At 68.4% G+C, this 22,117-nt stretch carries 17 protein-coding genes and 1 tRNA gene; 7 read left to right on the plus strand and 11 right to left on the minus strand.

Features of this window, described 5'->3' with window-relative positions; genetic code table 11:
• Window positions 1-254: 254 nt before the first annotated feature.
• The 4 genes from ElP_RS17590 to ElP_RS17605 form a co-directional block, all read right to left on the minus strand.
• A complete protein-coding gene (locus ElP_RS17590) occupies window positions 255-515 on the minus strand; it encodes a hypothetical protein (RefSeq protein ID WP_145271450.1) in 261 nt (86 codons plus the stop codon).
• Between the two features lie 72 nt (window positions 516-587).
• Window positions 588-962, minus strand: a complete 375-nt coding sequence (locus tag ElP_RS17595; protein WP_145271452.1) for a hypothetical protein — start codon at window positions 960-962, stop codon at window positions 588-590.
• Window positions 963-1,431: 469 nt separating this feature from the next.
• Complete coding sequence (locus ElP_RS17600) at window positions 1,432-2,823, minus strand: IS701 family transposase (protein ID WP_145271454.1); 1,392 nt, start codon at window positions 2,821-2,823, stop codon at window positions 1,432-1,434.
• Window positions 2,824-3,382: 559 nt separating this feature from the next.
• Window positions 3,383-4,522, minus strand: a complete 1,140-nt coding sequence (locus ElP_RS17605) for an ISAs1 family transposase (RefSeq protein WP_145271456.1) — start codon at window positions 4,520-4,522, stop codon at window positions 3,383-3,385.
• 176 nt (window positions 4,523-4,698) lie between these two features.
• Here ElP_RS17605 and ElP_RS17610 point away from each other — a divergent pair, with 176 nt between their 5' ends.
• Complete coding sequence (locus ElP_RS17610) at window positions 4,699-5,544, plus strand: DNA adenine methylase (RefSeq protein ID WP_197446146.1); 846 nt, start codon at window positions 4,699-4,701, stop codon at window positions 5,542-5,544.
• Window positions 5,545-5,662: 118 nt separating this feature from the next.
• On the opposite strand, the gene ElP_RS17615 is transcribed toward ElP_RS17610, so the two are convergent.
• The 4 genes from ElP_RS17615 to ElP_RS17630 form a co-directional block, all read right to left on the minus strand.
• Complete coding sequence (locus ElP_RS17615; protein WP_145271460.1) at window positions 5,663-6,007, minus strand: hypothetical protein; 345 nt, start codon at window positions 6,005-6,007, stop codon at window positions 5,663-5,665.
• Between the two features lie 52 nt (window positions 6,008-6,059).
• Complete coding sequence (locus ElP_RS17620; protein WP_145271462.1) at window positions 6,060-7,157, minus strand: RNA ligase (ATP); 1,098 nt, start codon at window positions 7,155-7,157, stop codon at window positions 6,060-6,062.
• A 176-nt stretch (window positions 7,158-7,333) separates the two neighbouring features.
• The gene (locus ElP_RS17625) at window positions 7,334-8,731 is read right to left on the minus strand and encodes a PKD domain-containing protein (protein ID WP_145271464.1); all 1,398 of its coding nucleotides are present in this window, start codon (window positions 8,729-8,731) and stop codon (window positions 7,334-7,336) included.
• A 764-nt stretch (window positions 8,732-9,495) separates the two neighbouring features.
• Complete coding sequence (locus ElP_RS17630; protein ID WP_145271467.1) at window positions 9,496-9,924, minus strand: ribosomal maturation YjgA family protein; 429 nt, start codon at window positions 9,922-9,924, stop codon at window positions 9,496-9,498.
• 292 nt (window positions 9,925-10,216) lie between these two features.
• Between ElP_RS17630 and ElP_RS17635 the strand changes: the two genes are divergently transcribed.
• Together ElP_RS17635 and ElP_RS17640 are read left to right on the plus strand one after the other, a co-directional pair.
• Entirely contained in the window at window positions 10,217-10,879 is a 663-nt protein-coding gene (locus ElP_RS17635; protein WP_145271469.1) for a DUF4291 domain-containing protein, read from the plus strand.
• A 263-nt stretch (window positions 10,880-11,142) separates the two neighbouring features.
• The gene (locus tag ElP_RS17640; RefSeq protein WP_145271471.1) at window positions 11,143-11,688 is read left to right on the plus strand and encodes a helix-turn-helix domain-containing protein; all 546 of its coding nucleotides are present in this window, start codon (window positions 11,143-11,145) and stop codon (window positions 11,686-11,688) included.
• A gap of 2 nt (window positions 11,689-11,690) precedes the next feature.
• Here ElP_RS17640 and ElP_RS17645 read toward each other — a convergent pair whose 3' ends face one another.
• From ElP_RS17645 to ElP_RS17655, 3 genes are all read right to left on the minus strand, one after another.
• A complete protein-coding gene (locus ElP_RS17645; RefSeq protein WP_145271472.1) occupies window positions 11,691-12,917 on the minus strand; it encodes a tyrosine-type recombinase/integrase in 1,227 nt (408 codons plus the stop codon).
• Between the two features lie 184 nt (window positions 12,918-13,101).
• Window positions 13,102-13,174 (minus strand) — tRNA-Lys (locus ElP_RS17650).
• 170 nt (window positions 13,175-13,344) lie between these two features.
• Window positions 13,345-14,940: a calcineurin-like phosphoesterase C-terminal domain-containing protein gene (locus tag ElP_RS17655; RefSeq protein WP_231749165.1), complete on the minus strand. Its 1,596-nt coding sequence runs from the start codon at window positions 14,938-14,940 to the stop codon at window positions 13,345-13,347.
• Window positions 14,941-15,147: 207 nt separating this feature from the next.
• On the opposite strand from ElP_RS17655, the gene ElP_RS17660 reads away from it, so the two are divergent.
• From ElP_RS17660 to ElP_RS17675, 4 genes are all read left to right on the plus strand, one after another.
• Complete coding sequence (locus ElP_RS17660; RefSeq protein ID WP_145271474.1) at window positions 15,148-15,741, plus strand: TetR/AcrR family transcriptional regulator; 594 nt, start codon at window positions 15,148-15,150, stop codon at window positions 15,739-15,741.
• 550 nt (window positions 15,742-16,291) lie between these two features.
• Window positions 16,292-17,533, plus strand: a complete 1,242-nt coding sequence (locus tag ElP_RS17665; protein WP_145271477.1) for an efflux RND transporter periplasmic adaptor subunit — start codon at window positions 16,292-16,294, stop codon at window positions 17,531-17,533.
• A complete protein-coding gene (locus ElP_RS17670; RefSeq protein WP_145271479.1) occupies window positions 17,530-20,718 on the plus strand; it encodes an efflux RND transporter permease subunit in 3,189 nt (1,062 codons plus the stop codon). The genes ElP_RS17665 and ElP_RS17670 overlap by 4 nt, the downstream gene beginning before the upstream one ends.
• A gap of 202 nt (window positions 20,719-20,920) precedes the next feature.
• On the plus strand, window positions 20,921-22,096 hold the full coding sequence (locus ElP_RS17675; RefSeq protein ID WP_145271481.1) for a DmpA family aminopeptidase: 1,176 nt from the start codon (window positions 20,921-20,923) through the stop codon (window positions 22,094-22,096).
• Window positions 22,097-22,117 lie beyond the last annotated feature (21 nt).

A 22,117-nucleotide genomic window follows, 5' to 3' on the forward strand; every position in this document is an offset into this window, starting at 1 on the left:
GTCCGTTACGGGGTCTGGATTATCGGCCCGGTCCTCTTCGGTGAAGTCGGCCAGGAACCGCCGTTCCGCTTCGAGCACGGCTTCGGGCTGGCGACGGCGATGCCTGGGCGAATTGGTGACCATCGGCTTGGGGGGCTCGGCCTGTACCATCGTTCAAACCCTGGAGTTCCGAGCAGGAGGGCCGAAGAACGACGGAGGCCCGCAGGGAACCTCCCCACGGGCCTTGCCCTTGCCTGACCGGCCCCAGCGGGTCGTCATCGGGGCTCGGGGATCGCCATCGCCGCCGAGAGACCGGGGATGAAGAAGGGTCCCGGACACGTCAGCCGTCGAGGCGTGCGGAAGTCGCGCAGCAGGTGGGCCACCTCATCCCCGCAGAGATGACGTTCTTCGACGAGGGCTCCTGCGACGATCTCGATCTGCGGCCAGAGCAAGTCGAGGTACCGTCGGGTACGGGCCTTGAGCCGATCCAGCCCCGGGCCGATGGCTTCGATGACGGCCCGATCCGAGCCGACCACCCTCTTCCAGTTGTTGCGGCCGGCGTACCGGAACTCGGCCAGCGGTCCGGCAAGGGTGCTGACGGAGTAACGTCATCCGATCCGGGTACCGACGAAGGCGGTGGTTCCCGTCGAGTCCTGATTTGGGTCGTACCGTCCGGCGCGGGAGAAGGCGTGGGGCACGATCGTCGTGTACCCCAGGCTGAACCACCGGCGTCCGACGACAGCGTGCCCCGCCTCATGGTACGCAAGGAGCCAGGGGTTGCGGGCGATCCTCCGCTCCAGGCGGTTCTGGATCGAGGCATAGAGCTTCGAGGGAACCACATCGACCGGGCCGGTCCAGCGGCCCTCAGCGAATGCCTGGGCCTCCTGCTTGGTCGGTGCGGCGATCTCGCCAAGCGGCTCGTCGGGGCCGCCCAAGGCGAAGACAAGCCATGTCGTGACCGATTCCTTCGTTCGCGTTGTCATCGTCATCCATGTTGGTCAATCGAGGTAGATCGGGGCTTCGTCGCCCGTCCGGCGGCCTCGTTGCCGCCGACAAGGATGATCCTACCGATTCCACCGATCCTGGGAAGGCCAGTTTGCCAAATTTTCTAGTATCATGAATACAATCGCATGAAGATTAAAATGAAGACAAGCGGGTTGCAGATTTAGCGACTGAGCCCCCGGGTTCCCTCGTCCTCGCAACCGGACAACCAACCCAGTTGGGGGCCGGTGTGACCGCATCGCTCCGAGTCGAACTCGCCAACCCTTGTGCGTGCTAGTCGCCTGCCTGCTTCTATTGGATGTTGCATCATAAGACAGTTCCACGGCTCCATTGCCGCAGCCGGATGGGGCCGGGCACACGAAGGAAGCCGTCCGGGGCCGTGTCCCCACGACTCCGGGCCGCTCGATCGACCGACCAGCCTGCCGCCAACCCCAGTTCGGGTAATCGGTTTCAACAACGAAATTCGCCCGAGCACGATCTCATCTCGACTGATGCAGATTTGTGGGGATACGCCGCCGGGGCCAGGGCGTAGAACAGGACGCCTTGTAGCGGCGCGGGGAGTTCCTCGATGGCCGCCGCTCCCCCGGCCTGTGGAAAAACCCACTCCCGCCTCAGCCAGCGACGCACCGCCGTCAGCGCATCGGAGAACGTTACCCCGGCCTTGCCCGGCCAGTCCACGCCGCACGATCGCTTGGATTCCGGCAGCGCCTGATACAGCAAGGCCACGACTGTATACAGGCCGAACAGGCACGGCGCCGCCCGCAGGACCGTCCGCCGGCACCAGCCCCGAGTCGTCTCCAGCCCGAGGTGGCAGCGGAGTTCTTGAAAGGTCGTCTCCAGGTTCCAGCGGCCGGTGTACGCCTCGACCATCGCCACCGGGCTAATGCCCGGATCGGTGCTGAAGAAGTACTCGTCGCGATGCGTCCCGGTCTGATCCCGGACGAAGACCCAGGCGATCTCGACCAGCCCCCCGCCCGCCTTGTACCAGTGGCCCGTACCGTGGGCGACCCCCACCGACCGCTCCCCGCCGCCGTACCAGGCGACCGTCTCGGTCCGCAGCTCGGCGGCGGCCGACGCCTGGCTCGGCTTGGGACGCCGGGCGCCCTTGACCGGCGGCCGACCGATGCCCCGGTACGGCGGGGGCGGGTCGAACAGGTTGGCCTCGGGGTGGAGCTTGCTGACCAGCGTCAAGCGGCCCCGATGGCGGCGGGCGAACCGGGCCAGTTCGTGGGCGCCGTAGCCGGCGTCGCCGACGAAGACGAACCGCCGCTCCGGGAACCGCAGCAGCATCACGCGCAGCAGCGTGGCCATGACCTGCGCCGGCGTGCGATGCGGGCGGCGGCGGGCCCGGTCATCCTCCTCCGAGCGATACAGGTCGACGAGCACCGGCAGGGCCCAGGGGCGGGTGGCCCAGGGGAAGCGGACCAGCACGGCGAGCACGACCCACCTGCGGCCGTACCGCCAGGCGGTGTATCCGTGGCTGGAGCGGACCGGGTCGCGGTGCCGGGCCTTGCCGTAGACCTTGCGGCCGGGATGGCTCTCGACCGTATCGTCGCCGACCAGGGGGGCGGGGCGGTCGGCGGGCACGAGCGTCAGGACCAGCCGGGTGAGGCCGCAGGCCAGCTGAATCACCGACCACGAGGCCGAGGAGAGGACGCGCCGATAGGTCGTGATATGGCCGGAGGCCAGGGGCGCGGCCGTCCTCAGCAGGTTGGCGACGGTGCGACGCCCGGCGGTCAGGATGGCGGCGCCAAGCAGGACGACGAAGCGGGCGAAGGTCGGCCGGGTGAAGGCGGGGCCGAGGGCCTGCAGCAGCGGCCCGGCCTCGGGTGGTAGGATCATGGCGGGTCCCTCCTCGGTCGGTGGCCGTGGGAAGCCGGTTCAACTCCCCATGCTACCGCCGAGGCGGGCCCGCGAAATCTGCACCAGTCGAGCTCATAACCTATCAATCAACAGGAGGCTCGGGAGGAGTCTTCAAGGGAATGGCCTGGCCGCCCCGAAGGCGGCACAACGCACGATGTCGTGCAAACGAAGGGACTCAGCAATGCTGACCAGCTACTACACGATCGAGGCCGAGGTCACGGGCATCTCGGCCGGCCGAATCGACCCCGTGGTCGATGCGATCTCCAGGACCGCCTCCTGGGAGATACCCGTAGAGGGGTGGTGGACGGAGGAGCACTCCATCTCTATCGAGAGCCAGGCCATGCTCCGTGCCGGCGAGCGACCTGAGTCGTTCGCCGAGCGAATTGCCCGCTCGACCTGGGCGGCCAACTCGGAGTATTGCCCGGTCTCGTTGACGATCGACCGGCCCGACGGATCGCGTCGTCAGGTCTTCGAATTCGCTGAACCCGACCACCGCCGATTGACGGGCGGCGAGGGGATCGAACCAGGGCAAACGCACCTAATTTTCGGCATTTCCGCACAATACTCGTTGCAGGTAGCCATCGTCCCAGGCAGCTTGCAGTCGCTTCCCTTTGATACTTCGCCTGGAGGTGGATTCCTTCTTCAGCAGGCACAACGCCAGCCGACGCAGCAGCCCAAAGTTCTCCGGGGCGTTCTCCTTCCTGATCCGGCTCCGGTCCTCGTCGAACGTCACGTCCAGGACCCAGTGCAGCGAGTTCTCTACGGCCCAATGGCTCCGGACGGCCTCGTTCAACAGCTTGGCGTCATTCTCCAGGCTGCTGAGGTAGTACCTCGTCTCCACGCTCAACTTGTCGCCGATGAACCGCTCGGCCTCGATCATCACCACGCTCCGCAGGCCCTCCCACTCCTCTCGGCCCTTCAGCCGGGAGAGGTCCGAGGTCGCCCAGTACCGGCGGAACTCGTCCCGCCCGTGGCCCTCGGACCACTCCCGGTGGTAGCCGATCTCCGGCCCCCTCATCAGCCGGGGACTGACCCCGTCCCAGAACGCCACGACCTGCTCGAAGAGGTGCTCGTGGTTAGCCTTCAACGCCAGGACGTAGTCGGCCTTGCGGCCCCGGATCGTGCGGGCGATCTCCTTCTGGCACCCCATGGCGTCGATGGTGACGATCGCCCCGGCGATCGAGAGCATCTCCAGCAGCCCGGGGATGGCGGTGATCTCGTTGGACTTCTCGTCCACGGCGACCTGGCCCAGCAGCAGGTGATTGGCCGTGGCCCAGGCATGGACCATGTGGAGGGCCGATTTCCCCCTGGCCCGGTCGAAGGAGCGTCGGAGGGCCTTGCCGTCGATGGCGACGACCTGCCGCTCGGTCGCCTCGTGCAGCGCCTCGATCCAGCCGAGGAAGCCCCGCTGGAACTCGTCGGGGTCGAGCCGCTCGAAGAGGCGGCGGAAGGTGTCGTGCGAGGGGATGCCGTTGGGCAGGTCCAGGAAGGTGCTCAGCCAGGCGAGCTTGGCGTTGCCGAAGTCCTCGATGTCGTCCCAGGAGGCGGCCCCGGCGACGACCGCACAGATGGCGATGGCGATGATGTCGAGGAGTTCGTGGAGGCGGGAGCGGTCGATCCGGGGGTCGGTCAACTCGGCGAAGTGGTGGGCGATGGAGAGTTCCTGGGCGGCGGTCATGGCGATCCTCCTGGATGCTTCGGGATCGAGGAGGATTACCAGAAGTCGGCGTCGTCGACCACCTTCCCGCCGTCACATCAGAGTACCCTCATGGTGCTCCGACCCTGGGGATCGAACCCCGTCGCGCTACGCCGCAACGCAAGACCTTCCGGTCGGGTAACGTGGTCAAGAAACCGGTGCCGCTGAAGCATTACGGAGGCAAGGCCCCGCTGGCACCGTGGATCGTGGGGCTCCTTCCCGAGGGCCGATCCTACGCCGAACTCTTCGCCGGGGGCGCCTCCGTACTCTTCAACCGGCCCAAGGCCGGGCGAGAATGGCTCAACGACCTCGACCCCGAGGTCATGCGGTTCTTCGAGCAACTCCAGGACCCGGGTTCCTTCCAGGTAATACGGAGAGTTGCTGACGAAGCCTGCTCAGAGTTGTCGCATCTCTGGGCTCCGCTCGACCTGGACGACGACAACACCCGGGTCAAGGAGACCTACCGCCATCTCAAGGAGCGGTACAAGGCCGAGCAGGACCCGTCCGTCGCCGCCGGCCTCTTCTTCGTGTTGAAGAAGATCGGTCGGAACGGGGATACCTCATCGGTCGTCACCTCGTCCCGTTACCGCCGTTCGATGCCCGAGTCCCTCTCGGCCCTGCTCTCGGCATGCGAGGAGTTGCCTGCCTTCCACGCGCGGCTCAAAGGCGTCCACCTCAGCCAGAGAGACGCCCTGGGCCTGATCGACGAGATCGACGAGGAGGGCGTCGTCCTCTACCTCGACCCGCCCTACCTACATGCGACTCGCCGTACGGTCCACAACTACGGCATTCGCGAGATGTCCGAACCCGACCACGAAGCGTTGCTCAGACGCCTGCTCAGGTGCCGTTGCTCCGTGGCGATCTCCGGGTATCCCAGCGACCTCTACGATGGGTGCCTGACCGGAGCCCCCGGCTGGGTACGCCACGAGAAGGAGGTCCGCTGCTCGTCCTCGAATCACTGCAAGGACACCCGCCGGACCGAGGTCCTCTGGGTGAAGCGGTGAGATCGCAGCCCAGTCACGACGCGCAAACGCCCATCGAGGCCCGAATCAGCCTCGTGGGCGTTCGCCGATCGGGCATACGAAGCCGGAACGGTGGTATGGTGCGAATCGTCCCGGGGCCTCACGTTACTGTCCCCTCCCCGGGATCGCCCCGATCGGGCAACGGCTCCCCTTGGCAACGGCAGTGGAAGTCCAAATCGTCGGAGAAGCTGTGCGGCCCCCAGCCCTCGTTAACCTGCACCGGACAAGTGAAGTGCTCGAAGACGGTCTCCAGGCGGTGCCGGGAGGCGGGGTGGCAGCAGAGGCCCCAGTCGGAGTTGAACTTGGCATAGTACGAGCAGCCGCCGCACTGCTCGCCGGCCTTGTACCGCCGACGGACCTCCGGCTCCCCCGGCCAGCCCGCCTCGTAGAGGGTGCGCGCCTCGTCGTTCGACCAGCCGCCCGTGACGATCATGTTCCGGTTCATGCCTGCCCCCCTGGTCGGGATCGGGCGAGGGCGACGGCCCCTCGCCCGACCCTCAGTGCTCGTCGGTGCCGCCCTTGCGGGCCAGGTAGTCCGCCGAGATCGACTTGAGGATCACCCGACCCGAGCCGCCCAGGGTGGCATCGTATCGCTCCCGGACCGGCACCACGACGCAGCCCTCCCGCCCGGCGAACCGGCCGGCATCCTCCGGCGGGCACATCGTCGTCGGCCCGTAGGTGTGCTCCTCGACGACCTCCCACGAGAACGGCCCCCGGTACAGCACCGGCACCGCCTCGATGCCGAATCGACCCAGCAGGGCCGCCTTCTCGTCGTGGCCGAGGTGCGTGCCGTCCACGGCGAGGTCGAAGGCCCGGAACCCCTTGGCGCCGTTGGCCATCCCGTAGGCCATGTCCTGCACCCTGCTGCCGTACAACTCGCCGAAGAGAACGACACTCCGCTGGCCCTCGCTGACGTGTCCCAGCAGGCCCTTCACCGCCTCAGTCATCGGCAACCAGAAGTCAGAGGGCCTTCCCTTGGCGTCCACCGGCCTGCGGCGCACGTCGTTGGAGCCGGCCACGAACTCGAATCGTTCGCCCGCCTCGTCGGCGACCCGCACCAGGCCCAGGCGGCAGTTCTTGCCGTGCAGCTTCTCGGTGATGACCACCTCCTCGCCCGGCACGAGCACGTCGGGGAAGTTGCGGATGTTCTCGATGTCGGTGTAGCGGTGGAACGACGGGATCGGCGGCGGGGAATCGCCGTCGGTCGGCCGCACCGGCGGCTCGAACTTGGTGACGCCGTAGTGCTCCCGCACGTCCCGGCCGACCTCCCAGGCCGGATCGACGGCGTGGTCGATCGTCCCGTAGCTGGGCTGGCCTCGCAGCCGAGCGGCCCGGACCCGCAGCCCCGGCTTGCGGCTGTCGTCGATCTCCCGGGGCAGCGGCGCCAAGTACTTGGCGATGCCCAGCCGCTCGGCAAGCTCCTGGGGCATCACCGTGTCGGGAGGGAAGTAGACCACCCGGTCGCCGGGCTTCAGGGCCAGGGCCTTCTGGACGATGACCTGCCAGCCCTTGACGGTGATGAACTCCAGGGCGTCGGCGTTGGGATGCGGATGGACGGCCTTGACCTCGCAGACCTCGACGACCAGCGTGCTCATGGGGACCTCCGTATCTCGACCGGGACGGCGTTCGCCGCCCTGCCCAGGAGACCCGCCGCAGCGGGCGAGGGTTCGGGATGCGGTCCCGGATGGATGCGATCCATCGGCTCGGTCGGCTGCCGAGGGGTCGCCACGGCCGGTCTGGAGCAGGGATGCCGTCGCACGAGGAGGGCCAGCTACGGCCCCTCGACGACCACCTCCATCCGCACCTCCACCGGCTCCTCGCCCGGCCCGGTCCCCCGCAGGACCGCCTCGTAGCGCCCCGGCCCCCGGTACGCATGGCGGGCGAGGTCCCGGATCGCCTCGGGCTCCGACCCGTCGCCGAAGTCGATCCGCACATCCTCACCGGCCCGGACCAGCCGGTTCTCGAACGTCACCTCGTCGCCGGGCCGGATGCCACGCACCGGGGCATGGTAGAACCAGCCGAAGGCCATCCGCCGACCCCGCCCCGGGTCGTAGATGCGCACCTGGGCGTGGTCCCGGTCCTCGGCGCCGTCGGCGGTGCGGACGACCAGCGTCTCGCTGTACAGCCCCGGGCGGTCGTAGCGGACCTCGGCCACCGGGCCGTGGACCTCCCGACCGTCGTGCAGGCGCCAGGTGTGTTCAGCGATTTCCCGACCCTGGCGGGCGAGGCTCCGGCTCCCATCCAGCCGGATCGTCTGACCCGGCAGGCCGAAGTGGTAGCCGCCGGCGACGGCGAGCGATGGGTCGTCGTAGTCCCGCAGGTATGCCTCGACCAGGAACGGGTAGGTGCTCAGGTTCGTCCGGCCGTATTGCAGCTCGACGTGCAGGTGGTGGTCGCGCACCTGCGACTTGCGCCCGTCCCGGGTCATGCCGGTTCGGCCCAGCACCCGCCCGGCCTCCACCTCGGTCCCGACGACGAGGGCCGGGTCGATCGTCTCGATGTCCATGTGCGCGTAGAGCACCCGCATCCCGGACGGCGCCTCGATCGCCAGGTAGTTCGAGTCACCGTCGCCGCCGGGCGGCGGGGCGACGACGACGGTGCCGCCCGTCAGTGCGACCACCGGCAGCCGGCCGGGGATGGCGCCGAGTTCCTCGCCCCGGTGGTAGTAGAGGAGGTTGTAGGGGACCAGTGACAGCCAGGTGTTGTTATAGGAGGCCGAGCGCCAGCGATACTCCCCGATCGGGAAACGCAGGTCCTCGGGCCCCCAGGGCTCCCCTTCGGCCACCGCAGAGAGCCGCACGTCGCCGCCCCGCCAGGCCAGTGGTTCGATCCGGGCCTCGGTGGCCCAGGTGCGGGTGGCCTCGACATAGAGCCGCAGGCCGTTGACGACCACCGGCATCTGGTGGGGCCGGGCAAGCAGGGTCGCCCGGACCCCATCGACCTCGACGACCACCTCGGCCATCCGGAGCGTCTCACGGCGGTCGTTGTCCTCGATCCAGAGATCGGTCTCCCAGTGCTCGGCGACGGAGACCAGCCGGACGGTCCGCTCGACGGGGCCGTCGCCCGAGGGCCACCAGAGGTTGTAGGTGTCCCCGAGGCCCATCTCGAAGACCACGGGCCAGCCTGGCTGGTCCCGGATGACAATCGCCCCGGCCGATGCGGGGTCCATCTCCGGCGCCGGATCATCCGTTCCGGAAGCGTCACGGGCCGCTGCGGAGCCGATCATGAGGCCGAGGAAGATCGCCGGGAAGAGAGCAGGGATGCGGGTCGCCATCGGGTGGGATGCCTCATCGCTGGTTCGTGCTTTTGAGGATGTTGATCGGGGGATGGCTCCGGGATGCCAGCCGGGCGAGCCGGGCGCCGAGGACATCTTAAACGATGCCAGTGGCCCGTCGCGTCGGAGGAGTCCCGCCATCGAGACTTATGCCGCCCGTGGGCCCGTGTATCCGAGGCTCGATGTCGACGGGGACTGAGGGGACCCAACTTTCGCCGGGGCTATTACCAACGGCAATTTCCCCGAAATGCAACTCCTGTTGGGTTATCAAGCCGGCCCGGTTGTCTGTTCTACTCAGCCCGGCCGGAGCCTCTTAGTCTCTATGGATTGTGAAATAATTGATTGTCGCTATATCTTGTGGCAAGGATTCCACTGGTGGCGCGGGCCGTAGGAAAGGATTCCAGGCAGCGAGTACACGAACCGACAACGCCGAGACGACGGTCGCTATCAACTGGTGTTACGACGTACCCTTGAGTGGCGAACGGCGCTCCCTGTCCGGATGGCCTGCCTGCCCCCCGAATTAGCCAAAGCCCAGGGTCGACCGCCGGCCCCTCCGCTCGCATCCACACCGGTTATTAACCCAGCGGGACGTACCCTCGTACCGGGCCGACCTCCAAGGCGAGGACATCAGCGAGTAGCCGGCCCAGTCGGCATTCCGCTCACACCCGACTGATGCCTTTGCTTGAGTACGCCTGCAACCTCCAGATCGCCTCGATCCCCGCGCCCAGGCCGACACCGACGACATAGCAGGCCAGGTCGGACCAGAGGAAGCCGTGGCCCAGGGCGAGCCCGCCGAGGGTCGTCCTGCGGATCGTGTCGAGCCAGGGGGCGTGGAACAACTGGCCGACCTCGACCATTACGGAGACGAGCAACGCCAGGGCGGCGACATTCCTCGTCGAGGCCCTGGGCAGGAACAGACCGAGCCCCAGGAACGCCGCCGTCGCCCAGAGGGTATCCCCGGCATAAGTTGCCACGAAACCCGGGAAGGAGTCGCCGAAGCGGCGGGAGCCGATCCCAAGCACCACTGTCAGGCCGAGCAGGGCGAGCCGGTTCAGGGTAGTTCGCCGACTTCGGGGAGCGGAGTTCATGCCCCGTCCCCTTCGGCCCAGATCATCCGCAGGTAGCGATCCGCCGACCACCGCACCGCCTCCCCGGCGCCATCGGGGATCGCCGGCCAGGCATGGGGTGAGGGCTCCGGGCTCATGTCCGGCCGGTCCGAGTCGATCCGCCACGATGACTTGCATCCTACCAGACCTGGCTGGACCAAGATGCCGCCCTCGGGAACTGCCGAGGCGCCGAACCAAGAGGTCACGGTCGCAGTCTATCCATGGGTCATGCAAGCGGGCGATCCGACTGCACCGGGACGGGGAGATGCGACCCATGATCCTGGACACCGAGCCCTACCTGGAGCAGCAGGCCCGCTGGCCCCGTTCCGGACGCCACATCCTGGCCCAGCACGACGCCGGCTCGGTCGTCGTCTACCAGGCATTCTGCCCGGGGATCGGGCACTTCGCCGCCCGGCACGGCCGCCTCGGCGGCGGGTTCAGCCTGGGCCGGATGAGTTGGATCAAGCCGAACTTCCTCTGGATGATGTACCGTTGCGGCTGGGCGACCAAGCCGGACCAGGAGGTCGTCCTGGCCATCCGGCTGAGTCGGTCCGGCTTCGACGAGGTGCTCCGGCTGGCCGTCCACTCCTCCTCCTGCCCCGAGGTCTACGGCACCGAGGCGGCGTGGAAGGAGGCCGTGGCCCGCTCGGACGTGCGGCTCCAGTGGGACCCGGACCACGGGCCTTCGGGGCAGCCGCTCCAACGGCGGGCGATCCAGCTTGGGCTCCGGGGCGAGGCCCTGTCCCGCTATGTCGAGGAGTGGGCGATGGAGATCGAGGACATCACGGGGTTCGTCCGGGAGCAGCGTGCCCATGCCGCCTCTCCGTTCGAGCGGCTGGTCACCCCCAGGGAGGGGGTGTATCCGGTCGAGGATGCCGAGGTCGCCAGGAAACTGGGCCTGTCGGAATGGGGGGGCGAGCCGCTCGCCCCATCGTGATGGTTTCGCACGGACGACATCCCCGAGGCCGGGGCCACTGGGATCGGTTTACAACCTGCCGGGTCCCCTCTACCATCATGGTTGGGGATGGAGGAGGTCCTGGGCATCGACGGAGCCGAGGCGTGATCACGAGCGGTCGAGTGGGGGGCAGGATCGGGCCTCGTGTGGCCCAGGAACCAATGGGGGCAACCGGAGAATGCGTCCGCTGTGTCCAGGGGGCGAACGAACAGAATCTCCCCATCCGGGGGAGGACGGTCTCCTGAGTGCGGTCGAATCTGCGTGATTCCCTGAACATCGCCCCCGGGGCGACGACGTTCGTTGACGGCGAGCAAGTCGGTGAGGATCACGTCCTGGAGGAGGGCGAGACGCTTGAGTTCCTGCGTCCCGTGGGGCGGAAGGGCGTTGGTCGGGTCTGGACGGTCGAGCAATTCTGCGATCACTTCCAGATCACCGTGGAGCAGTTCGAGCAACTCCTCGGCCTCGGCCTGCGGCCTCTCCGCTGGCCCGACGGCGCCATTCGCCTCTGCGAGGATCAGGTTGATCGCTTCCTCGACCAGCATCTCGGCCTTGTCCAACGCCCCCTCCCCGTGCCGCCGGAGTTCCTCTCCCCCCAGGACGCCGCCGCTTTCCTGGGGATCACGTCGGAGGCACTGGATCACCTCCGGAAAGCCCGGAAGATCAGGGCGGTCCAGGTCGGCAATCAGCGGGGATTCGTCTACGCCATCGTCGATCTGCGGGACTTCGCCTCCAGCCGAATCATCCCGACTGCCGAGGAGGAACTGCGGAAGCGGGGCCGTGGGCGCCGCTGACATCACCGACGGAAGTCGAGCCCTCGGACCATTGCCCGCAGGTTCTCCTTGTCGTGCTGGTCATAGTGTTTCTGGGTCTCGGTAGTCGTGTGGCGTAGCTGCGACTTGACCTGCTCGGCAGACAGTCCGAACCACTGCTTGGCGTGGGTCGTCATCGAGTGGCGGAACATCTTCCATGTCGCATGGTCGATGCCCGCCCGCCCGGCCAGGGCCTTGAGTTGGTCGAGCGGCTTGTAGCCCGGCGTGCTCGTGACCCAGGGCTTCTGCTTCGCGTTCGGAAAGACCCAGCGGCACGTCCGGTGTCGCTCCCAGTCACGGAGATTGTCGATCAGGGCGTCGGGTAGCCCAATGGGGGCGGCCGCGCCCTCGGTCTTGAGATCGTGCTCGATCTTGAAGTTCAGCCAGGCGATGCCCGCCTCCCAGTCGATCTCGTCCCATTCCAGGTGCAGTACCTCGCCGATCCGCGCCCCGGTGTAGGCGGCGAAGTAGACGAGGGCCTGGAGCCGGCGGCGACCCCAGTCCTCCGGCCGCTCGGCGACCTCCCGGTCAGCCTGGTCGAGCAGGGCGACGATCTGCTGCCGAGTGAAGTGCTTGGGCTTCGCCTCCATGATCCGCTGCTTGGCACGTTTCTGTCTCGCGCCCACGCTGGCCCGCCCCCGCCCGGAGAAGGGGTTCGAATCCTCCGGGCGGTGTTTCCAGTCCTCCAGGACGTTGAAGAACAGCCGCAGGAGCCGGAGGTCGGCGTTGACGCTATCGGCCGAGGGGACCTCAACCAGCCGCTTCTGGACGTAGGTCTCCCGGACATCGCCCGCAATCTCGTGGCACCAGCCCGGCTGGGCGATCCGCCCGAAGTCCTTCAGGACCCGCCGCTCCCCGAGCATCGACTTGAGGCTCTTGCCCCAGGCGCGTTCGGCCTCCTTGCGTCCCGCCGGGGGCAGGTCGTGGCCGGGGTAGTGGGTATCGAGGTACTTCTTCTGGAAGTCGTCCCAGGTGATCGGGTCGAGGCTCTCGCGCCGGTCGGGGGCGTTGAGTTCCTTCTCCAGGTCGGCGGCGGCCTGGCGGGCGTAGGTGGCGGATGCATGCTTGCCGAGGGACTGGAAGCGCCGTCGCCCGAATTCCACCCACTCAAGCGTGTAGCTGGTGGTGCGGCTGCCGTCCTTCAGGCGGTTGTTCTTCCGCTTCTTGATCCAGACCTTGATGAACTTGCGGATGGGCAACCGGCTCGACATGGCCCCGACCTCCCGACCAGCCAGCGCAACACTTCGCGCAACACATTTTGCGCACGGCGGGAACGAGGGGGCAAGATTGGGCCGTCGCAATCGCCGCAAGCTGTCGGAATCGGCTACGGAAATGGCTTTGGCGACATGAAGATACGAAAAAACCCCGCCACGTTTCCGTGACGGGGTTCTGGAGTGCCCCCCGAAGGACTCGAACCTTCAACCCGCTGATTAAGAGTCAGCTGCTCTGCCAATTGAGCTAGGAGGGCGACGCGATGTGAATCTCGCTCGCGGTGAAGAATCATCATAGCCGTCGGGGAAAGCCACTTCAAGACGGTAGCTCGAACGGGGTTGCCCGGGGCCGGCGATGAGAGGCGGTCGGGGGGGAGGGCCGGGGCCATGCGAACTCGGATGACACCGGCCTGCGGAGCGAACCGGGTCAGCGGATCCGGATGATCCGCCGGTCTTCATAGATCTTGCCGAACTGGTCGATCGTCCGGACCCGGATCGGGTAGGTGCCCGCCTCGGGGCCTACCGGGAGGGTACCGCGCCAGAGGTGGGGAGACTTGATCACGTCGGGGAGGCGCCGGCCCGGGGGAGGATTCTCTCCGGATTCCAGGTCCTTCATCCGTCGGTAGAAGGGGTCCTCGGCGGCGACGCGAGGCAGTCGCGTCCATTCCCCGTCGTCGCCGAACGCCAGTTCGACGACGGACTTGTCCGAGCCGTTGAAGACGTTGACCAGCACCTCGGTTTCGCCGGACTCGGAGGAGGAGATTTCCTCGGGGGCGAAGATGGTCATCTGGTGGTCTGCGGGGCGTCTGGCGGCCCGGAACTCGATGTCATAGGTCTGGCCGTCGAAGGTCAAGATCGAGTAGCCGTTAGGGGCGCCGTCTCTCATGGTGGTGTGGGGGATCCCCAATTCGTCGGGGGCGCCCCCCCACCAACTCCCGCATACGGTCACGTTGACGACGTGGTGGTGCGGTTGCTCGCCCCGGTAGCCGTCCTCCTCGCCGATGAAGAGGTGTTCGAGGTAGTGGGTGTGGGCCGAGACGGAGAGGGAGAAGGGGCGTTTCTCGATCAGCCGGTAGAGCTCGTGGCGGTCCTCGACGTCGACGAGCGGGATGTGCATCATCAGCACGACGAGCTGGTCCTCGGGGATCATGGCCAGGTCGTTGCGGATGAAGTCCATCTGCCGGTCGCCCAGGCCGCCCTTGTAGCGGCCCCGGCCCTCGCCCTCGGGGACGAACCAGGTGACGTCGTCGAGCACGAGGAAGTGGACCGGCCCGTGGTCGAAGGCGTAGTAGGAGGGGCCATAGATACGCTCGAAGGTCTCGTCGGAGTGCGCGTCGTCGGCCGCCTCGTAGTTCAGGTCGTGGTTGCCGATGACGTTGTACCAGGGGATGCCGATCAGCGCGATCGCCCGGTTCAGGGGTTCCATGACCGAGAGGTCGTCGAAGGCGATGTCCCCCAGGGTGACGCCGAAGGAGGCGTCGATCCCCTCGCCGAGGATCGGCTCGATCACGTCGTGGGCGAAGTACTCGACCTCCTTGACGTCCCTCGGTTGCGGGTCGCCGAAGAACAGGGCCCGGAAGACCTCCGGCTCGGCCTGGGGGGAGAGCGCGAAGTCGACCGAGCCGGGCAAGGGGCCGGTCGGACCGACGCCGGGGAAGCGGGACTGGGGGGAGCCTTCCGGTTTGTGGACGTAGTAGAACCGGGGCAAGTTGTCCCCGTTGACCGGGGTCATCCAGCCCCGCGGCTTGATCACGAAGAGGATGGTGTCGTCGTCGACGGGCAATTCGTATCGCCCCTCGGGGTCGGTGGCCACGATCTCCCGGCCGTTGGAGACCTTGACGCCGGGCACCCCCTCCTCGTCATCGTCCCGCTCGGCGTCTCGGTCTCGATCGTGGAAGACGACGCCGGTGGCAGTCCTCGGCGTGTCCTGCCTCGGCGCGTCCTGTGCCGCAGTCGAGGCCTCGGAAGCGGGTGCCGCCAGGGCGAGCAGGACGGCCATTCGGCCCAGTCGGATGCGAGTCACGGTGTCTGCCTCTGGGTTACGTCGATTCCCCACGGGTCCTGCCGGTGGCCCCGGGCTCGATCCGGATGGTATCACGAAGCGGTGAAGATCGGATGATCGGCCTCCCGGTCGTGCCGCCGGACCTCCGGTCGGCCCGGCCCTTGACGGACTAGACGACCGGTCTATTATGAGGCCAGGGAACGGGGGCCTGGCCCCCGGGAGGGGACGATGGGCGATCGGGAGAAAACCAGGGAGGCGTTGCTGGAGGTCGGACGTCGGGTCTTCCTCGAGAAGGGTTACAGTGGCGCCGGGCTGGACGCGGTGTTGAAGGCGGCCGGGGTGCCGAAAGGCTCGTTTTATTACTACTTCGGCAGCAAGGAAGACTTCGGCCTGGCGGTGGTCGACTCCTTCGTCGAGGAGTCGGACCGGGCGTTGGAGGCGGCGTTGGAGGATCGAGCGATCGAGCCCCTGGTCCGCCTGAGACGCTACTTCGAGGCGGCCGCCGAGCGGTTCGAGGGGGACCGATGCCGGAGCGGCTGCCTGGTGGGCAAGCTGAGCCAGGAGCTGGCCGAGCAGAGCGAGACGTTCCGCCGCCGGCTCTCGGAGGCGTTCGACGCCTGGACCGTCCGGGTCGCCTCCTGCCTGGAGGAAGCCAGGGGGCTGGGCGAGTTGCCCGCCGAGCTCGACGCCCGGGCCCTGGCCGAGCTGCTGACCGACGGCTGGCAGGGGTCGCTCCTGAGGGCCAAGACCCTCCAGAGCCCCCGGCCGCTGCGGATCTTCATCGACGTCATGTTCCGGACGGTCCTCCGGGGACCCGGCTGATCCGGCCTTTCGGCGAGATGCCCGGTCGGGTCGGGTCCGAACTGAGTCATCGATTCGTCCTCGGAACCCCTCCGGATGGGCGATCCCGTTCGGCGTCCGCCCCTGGCGAGGGGCGGGTTCTTCCTGAGTGCAGGGCAGTGACCTCCCATGAGCGATCGAAATACGGGTTCGATGAAACCGATGGGATCGGTCGGCGTCGGGCCTCACCGCTCGACTCGGCCTCGTCCCGGCCGCGGTCCCTGGACCCGCCCCTCGTCCACGGAGGTCGCGGTCGCGACCGGGCCGAGGAGGTCCTGCGGGCCGGGACGGGCCGCCCTCCGCTCCTTCGGGATCCCGCTCCGTGCGAACCCTGGCCTCCCCGGGCGGCTCCGGATCGGGGCGGCACCGAATGGGACCGGTCCTCGCACGGCCATCGGCGGCGACGAGCGGGCCGACATCGATTCCCCGGTGAGAGAACCGTCGTCGGTCGGGGGATGACGGAGGCCGGCCGGGGCGGGGAGTCCGCACGGGGCCTCGGGAGAGATCAGGCGGGATCGAGGACCAGACGATCATGAATTTCCGGGATCGAATCGCGTGGGCCGGGCTCGCCCTCGGCCTGTTGGCCGGGGTCGCCGGCTGCCGGGAAGCCGCGCCGTCACCGGCCATGCCGCCGCCCTCGGTGGTGGTGGCCGAGCCGATGGCACGCGACGTGACCGAGTGGGACTACTTCACGGGTCGGCTCCAGGCCGTTCAGGAGGTCGAGGTCCGGGCCCGGGTGGGGGGCTACCTCGACGAGATCCACTTCAAGGATGGGGACCTGGTGGACGAGGGGGAGTTGCTCTTCACGATCGACCCCCGCCCCTACGAGGCCACCCGGGATCAGGCACGGGCCCGAGTCGAGCAGGCGCAGGCGCAGCTGGAGCTGGCCCGTCGCGAGCAGAACCGGTCGGCCCAGCTCGTCCGCCGCAACGCCGAGACCCAGGAGGAGTACGACATCAAGGCCAGCCAGGTCCGCCAGGCCGAGGCCGACGTCGCCGCGGCCGAGGCCGCCCTGGAGGCCGCCGAGCTGGACGTGGAGTTCTGCACGATCGAGGCCCCCGTCTCCGGCCGGATCGGCCGACACCTGATCACCGAGGGGAACCTCGTCAACGGCGAGGCCGGCCAGGCCACGATGCTGACGACCATCGTCTCCCTCGACCCGATCCACGTCTACTTCGACGCCAATGAGCGGGACTACCTCAAGTACGTCCGGCAGTCCCAGGAGGGCACCCGCCCCAGCTCCCGGGAGTTCGCCACCCCGATCTCCGTCCAGCTCGCCGACGAGGAGGGCTTCCCCCACCCGGGCACGATGGACTTCGTCGACAACCGGGTCGATCAGTTCACGGGGACGATGCGGGGGAGGGCGATCCTCCCCAACCCGGAGGGCGTCCTGACCCCCGGCCTCTTCGCCAAGGTCCGGCTGCCGGGGAGCCCCCGCTATCGGGCGACCCTTCTGCCCGACGGGGCGATCGTGCGGGACCAGTCGCAGACCTTCGTCTTCCTCGTCTCCGACGAGGGCGAGGCCCGACGCCGACAGGTCGAGATCGGCCGGGCCGTGGCCGGGCTCCGGATCGTCAGAGACGGCGTCGGTCCGGAGGACCGGGTCATCATCGAGGGGATCCAGGCGGTCCGGGACGGCGTCGAGGTCAGGGCGGAGCCGGGGGCCATCGAGGTCGACGAGGAGCTCTGGGCCCGCGAGATGCCCGCCGAAGGGGGCTATCCCCCGAACGCCGGCGCCGTCGGCTTCGCCGCCGGCAGGAGGTACGCCCCGTGAGGTCGTTCGCGCACTTCTTCATCGACCGGCCGATCTTCGCCGCCGTCCTCTCGATCGTCATCACGATCGTCGGCGGCCTGGCGTTCGTGAGCCTGCCGGTGGCCCAGTACCCCGACGTCGCCCCGCCGACGGTAGTCGTCTCGGCCCAGTACCCCGGCGCCTCCCCCGACGTGATCGCCAGCACGGTGGCGACGCCCCTGGAGCAGGAGGTCAACGGCGTCGAGGGCATGATGTACATGGAGTCGCAGTCGGCCAACGACGGCTCCATGACCCTGACCATCACCTTCGAGCTGGGCACCGACCTCGACGTGGCCCAGGTGCTGGTGCAGAACCGGGTGGCCGTGGCCGAACCGAGGCTGCCGGAGGAGGTCCGTCGGATCGGGATCACCACCCGCAAGCAGTCTCCCGACCTCTTGCTCGTGGCCCACCTGACCTCCCCCGACGAGACCTATGACCAGCTCTACATCAGCAACTACGGCCTGCTCCGGGTCCGGGACGTGCTGGCCAGGGTCGAGGGCGTGGGGGACGTCCGGATCTTCGGCGCCCGCGAGTACAGCATCCGGGTCTGGCTCGACGCCGACAAGCTCGCGTCGCTGGGGATGACGGCCGGGCAGGTGGTCCAGGCCCTGCAATCCCAGAACGTCCAGGTCGCCGCGGGCGCCATCGGCCGATCGCCGATCGGGCCGGAGAACGAACTGCTCCTGCCGGTGAACACGCTCGGCCGCCTCACAGACCCCCAGCAGTTCGCCGACGTGATCGTCCGCACCGGGGAGGGAGGCCGCCTCGTCCGGGTGGGCGACGTGGCCCGGGTCGAGCTGGGGGCCTGGGACTACTCGGTCAACAGTTATTTGAATGAGGACCAGGCCGTCGCCGTGGTCGTCTTCCAGCAGCCGGGCTCCAACGCGGTCGAGACGGCCGAGAACGTCATCAAGGCCCTCGAATCGCTGTCGGCCGACTTCCCGCCGGGGCTGGTCCACCGGCTCATCTACAACCCGACCCAGTATATCCAGGACTCGATCGACGAGGTCTTCGAGACGCTCTTCATCGCCGCCGGCCTGGTGGCCCTGACCGTCCTGATCTTCCTCCAGAGCTGGCGGGCGACGATCATCCCGCTGGCGGCCATCCCCGTCTCGCTCGTGGGCACGTTCGCGGCGATGCAGGTGCTCGGGTTCTCCCTGAACAACCTGTCGCTGTTCGGCCTGGTGCTGGCGATCGGCACGGTGGTCGACGACGCGATCGTGGTGGTCGAGAACGTGGAGCGGAACATCGACGACGGCCTCTCCCCCCGGGAGGCGACCCGGAGGTCGATGGACGAGATCAGCGGAGCGTTGATCGCCACCACGCTGGTCCTGATCGCCGTGTTCGTGCCCACCGCGTTCCTCTCGGGGATCAGCGGCCAGTTCTATCGGCAGTTCGCGCTGACGATCGCCGTCTCCGTCGCCATCTCGACCTTCGTCTCGCTCACGCTCAGCCCGGCCCTCTGCGCCCTGCTGCTGAAGCGGCGGGACGCCAGGCCGGACCCGTTCGACCGGCTCTGGAACCTGCTGCTCGGCTGGTTCTTCCGGGCGTTCAACTGGTCGCTCGACCGATCGACCGCCGCCTACGTCTTCCTGCTCAAGCGGGTGATCAGGGGTGCCGCCCTGGCGCTGATCCTCTACGTCGGCCTGATGGTCGCCACCGGCTACGGGTTCCGGTCGGTGCCGGCGGGGTTCATCCCGGCCCAGGACCAGGGCTACCTGATCGTCGCCGCCCAGCTGCCCGACGGCGCCTCCCTCTCCCGGACGGACGAGGTCACGCGTCGGATCGTCTTCCTGGCCCGAGACACCAAGGGGGTGGGCGGGGCCGTGGCCTTCGCCGGCTTCTCCGGGGCCACCCGGGTGAACAGCTCCAACGCGGCGGCCGTCTTCGTCACGCTCGACCCGTTCCCCAAGCGGATCGGTGAGGGCGTGGAGCACGACGCGATCCTCGGCGAGCTTCGGGGCAAGATGGCCTCGATCGCCGGGGCCCAGGTGTTCGTCATCCCGCCTCCCCCCGTCCGGGGCCTCGGCACCGGAGGAGGGTTCAAGATGATGGTCCAGGACCGATCCGGCCTCGGCTTCGACGCCCTGCAGGGCGCGACCACCGAGCTGGCGATGGCCGCCAACCAGGTCCCCGGCCTGGTCCAGGTCTTCTCCACCTTCCGGGCCGCCACCCCCCAAATCTTCGCCGACATCGACCGGACCAAGGTCCGGATGCTCGACGTCCCCCTGGAGCGGGTCTTCGAGGCCTTGCAGGTCTTCCTCGGATCCGTCTACGTCAATGATTTCAACCTGCTCGGCCGCACCTACCGGGTGGCCGCCCAGGCCGACGTCGATTTCCGGAACGAGGCCGAGGACATCGGTCGGCTCCGGGTGCTCAGCGCCTCGGGGGCCCCGGTGCCGCTCGGGTCGCTCGTCGAGCTGGAGGAGATCACGGCCCCGGACCGGGTGATCCGCTACAACCTCTACCCCGCCGCAGACCTCTCCGGCGACACGCTGCCCGGCTACAGCACCGGCCAGTCGCTCCAGGCCATGGAGCGGCTCGCGGCCGAGGTCCTGCCCCGGGGCATCTCGTACGAGTGGACCGACATCGCCTTCCAGGAGCAGCGGCAGACGGACACGGCCCTGTATATCTTCCCGCTCTGCGTGCTGTTCGTCTTCCTCGTCCTGGCGGCCCAGTACGAGAGCCTGAACCTGCCGCTGGCGATCATCCTGATCGTGCCGATGTGCCTGCTGTCGGGCATCGCCGGGGTGGCCCTGCGGGGGATGGACAACAACCTGCTCACGCAGATCGGCTTCGTCGTGCTCATGGGCCTGGCGAGCAAGAATGCGATCCTGATCGTCGAGTTCGCCAAGGCCAAGCAGGACGAGGGGCTCGACCGCGTCTCGGCCGCGCTGGAGGCCAGTCGGCTCCGGCTCCGGCCGATCCTGATGACCTCCTTCTCGTTCGTCCTGGGCGTGATCCCGCTGCTGGTCGCCAAGGGTGCCGGGGCCGAGATGCGGCAGGCCCTCGGCACGGTCGTCTTCTACGGCATGCTCGGCGTGACGTTCTTCGGCCTGTTCTTCACCCCGGTCTTCTACGTCGTGCTCCGTCGCCTCGCCGAGGGCAGGCGGGCGGCAGCGAAGCCGGCGGAGGAGCCCGAGCCGGAGGCGGCCACGGTCGCCTGATCGCGGCGGCGTCCCACATCGGCGCCGGATCCCGGGCGGGCCTCCCCGAGGAATAGGGACGGGGTGGCCCGCCCCCGTTCGTGAGCGCCGGTGGCCCCGTGCGAAGGAGGGGCGGGGCCGCTATGCTCGGGGGATTGGATCGTCGGCCCCGGGCAGGGACTCGCTCGCCCGGCCTCGATCGACTCGGGCAGGAGACCGGACGATGTCCACCCCCCTGATCGCACCGGCGGCGATGTTCCTGCTGGGCGCCGTGGCCCTGGTGCGGGGGCCGGTCGGCGACGATCGCCCCAGGGCCCGGGAGCTCGGCGTCCGGCCGGGAGTATTCCCGACCGGCCCGCTCAACGCGATCACCGACGTGCCCGGCGTCCGCGTCGGCCAGGTGACGCTGATCGAGGGGGACGACGTCCGGACTGGCGTCACCGCGATCCTGCCCCACGGCGGGGACCTCTTCCGGGAGAAGGTGCCGGGCGCCGTCTTCGTCGGCAACGCCTTCGGCAAGCTCGCAGGGTCGACCCAGGTGCGGGAACTGGGGACGATCGAGACGCCGATCATCCTCACCAACACGCTCTCCGTCGGCACGGCCGTCGGGGCGGTCGTCCGGTATACCCTCGACCGGCCGGGCAACGACGACGTGCGGTCGGTCAACGCCCTGGTCGGCGAGACCAATGACGGCGGCCTGAACGACATCCGGGGCGGTCACGTCTCGGTGGGGCACGTCCTCGACGCGATCCGGAACGCCTCGGCGGGACCGGTCGCAGAGGGGAGCGTCGGCGCCGGGACCGGCTGCGAGGCGTTCGGCTGGAAGGGGGGGATCGGGACCTCGTCCCGGGTGCTCCCGGACCGGCTCGGCGGCTGGAAGCTCGGGGTGTTGGTCCAGGCGAATTTCGGCGGAGTCTTAACGATTGGCGGCACGCCGGTCGGCCAGGAACTCGGCCGATACGCCTACAAGGACGCGGTGGGGCAGGGGGAGGGGACCGACCGCTCCGGGGACGGATCGTGCATGGTCGTCGTCGCCACCGACGCCCCGATCGACGCCCGGGACCTGGAACGACTGGCCGCCCGGGGCATCTTCGGCCTCGCCCGCACCGGTTCCTCGTTCAGTCACGGCAGCGGGGATTTCGCCATCGCCTTCTCCACGGCCCCCGGGCTCCGCGTCCGGCACGGGGATTCGGCCGTCCGATCCCGGGAGATCCTCCCCTCGGATGCCGCCTCCCCGCTGTTCCAGGCCGCGCTCGAGGCGACCGAGGAGGCGGTCGAGAACGCGATCCTCCGGGCCTCCACCACCACCGGCAACGGCCGGACGGTCGAGGGGATCCCGATCGACCGCGTCCGCCAGATCCTCCGGGCGCGTGGGATCACCGAAGATCGGCACCCCTGAATCATCCATACTGGAGGACAC

Origin of the sequence: Tautonia plasticadhaerens (assembly GCF_007752535.1) — a bacterium.
GTDB classification, from domain to species: Bacteria; Planctomycetota; Planctomycetia; order Isosphaerales; family Isosphaeraceae; genus Tautonia; species Tautonia plasticadhaerens.

Excerpts from the sequence above, each read along its gene's own strand:
- ElP_RS17595 (WP_145271452.1), bottom strand. The coding sequence starts at position 962 with ATGACAACGCGAACGAAGGAATCGGTCACGACATGGCTTGTCTTCGCC.
- ElP_RS17600 (WP_145271454.1), bottom strand. The coding sequence starts at position 2,823 with ATGATCCTACCACCCGAGGCCGGGCCGCTGCTGCAGGCCCTCGGCCCC.
- ElP_RS17605 (WP_145271456.1), bottom strand. The coding sequence starts at position 4,522 with ATGACCGCCGCCCAGGAACTCTCCATCGCCCACCACTTCGCCGAGTTG.
- ElP_RS17615 (WP_145271460.1), bottom strand. The coding sequence starts at position 6,007 with ATGAACCGGAACATGATCGTCACGGGCGGCTGGTCGAACGACGAGGCG.
- ElP_RS17620 (WP_145271462.1), bottom strand. The coding sequence starts at position 7,157 with ATGAGCACGCTGGTCGTCGAGGTCTGCGAGGTCAAGGCCGTCCATCCG.
- ElP_RS17625 (WP_145271464.1), bottom strand. The coding sequence starts at position 8,731 with ATGGACCCCGCATCGGCCGGGGCGATTGTCATCCGGGACCAGCCAGGC.
- ElP_RS17630 (WP_145271467.1), bottom strand. The coding sequence starts at position 9,924 with ATGAACTCCGCTCCCCGAAGTCGGCGAACTACCCTGAACCGGCTCGCC.
- ElP_RS17635 (WP_145271469.1), top strand. The coding sequence starts at position 10,217 with ATGATCCTGGACACCGAGCCCTACCTGGAGCAGCAGGCCCGCTGGCCC.
- ElP_RS17645 (WP_145271472.1), bottom strand. The coding sequence starts at position 12,917 with ATGTCGAGCCGGTTGCCCATCCGCAAGTTCATCAAGGTCTGGATCAAG.
- ElP_RS17660 (WP_145271474.1), top strand. The coding sequence starts at position 15,148 with ATGGGCGATCGGGAGAAAACCAGGGAGGCGTTGCTGGAGGTCGGACGT.
- ElP_RS17665 (WP_145271477.1), top strand. The coding sequence starts at position 16,292 with ATGAATTTCCGGGATCGAATCGCGTGGGCCGGGCTCGCCCTCGGCCTG.
- ElP_RS17675 (WP_145271481.1), top strand. The coding sequence starts at position 20,921 with ATGTCCACCCCCCTGATCGCACCGGCGGCGATGTTCCTGCTGGGCGCC.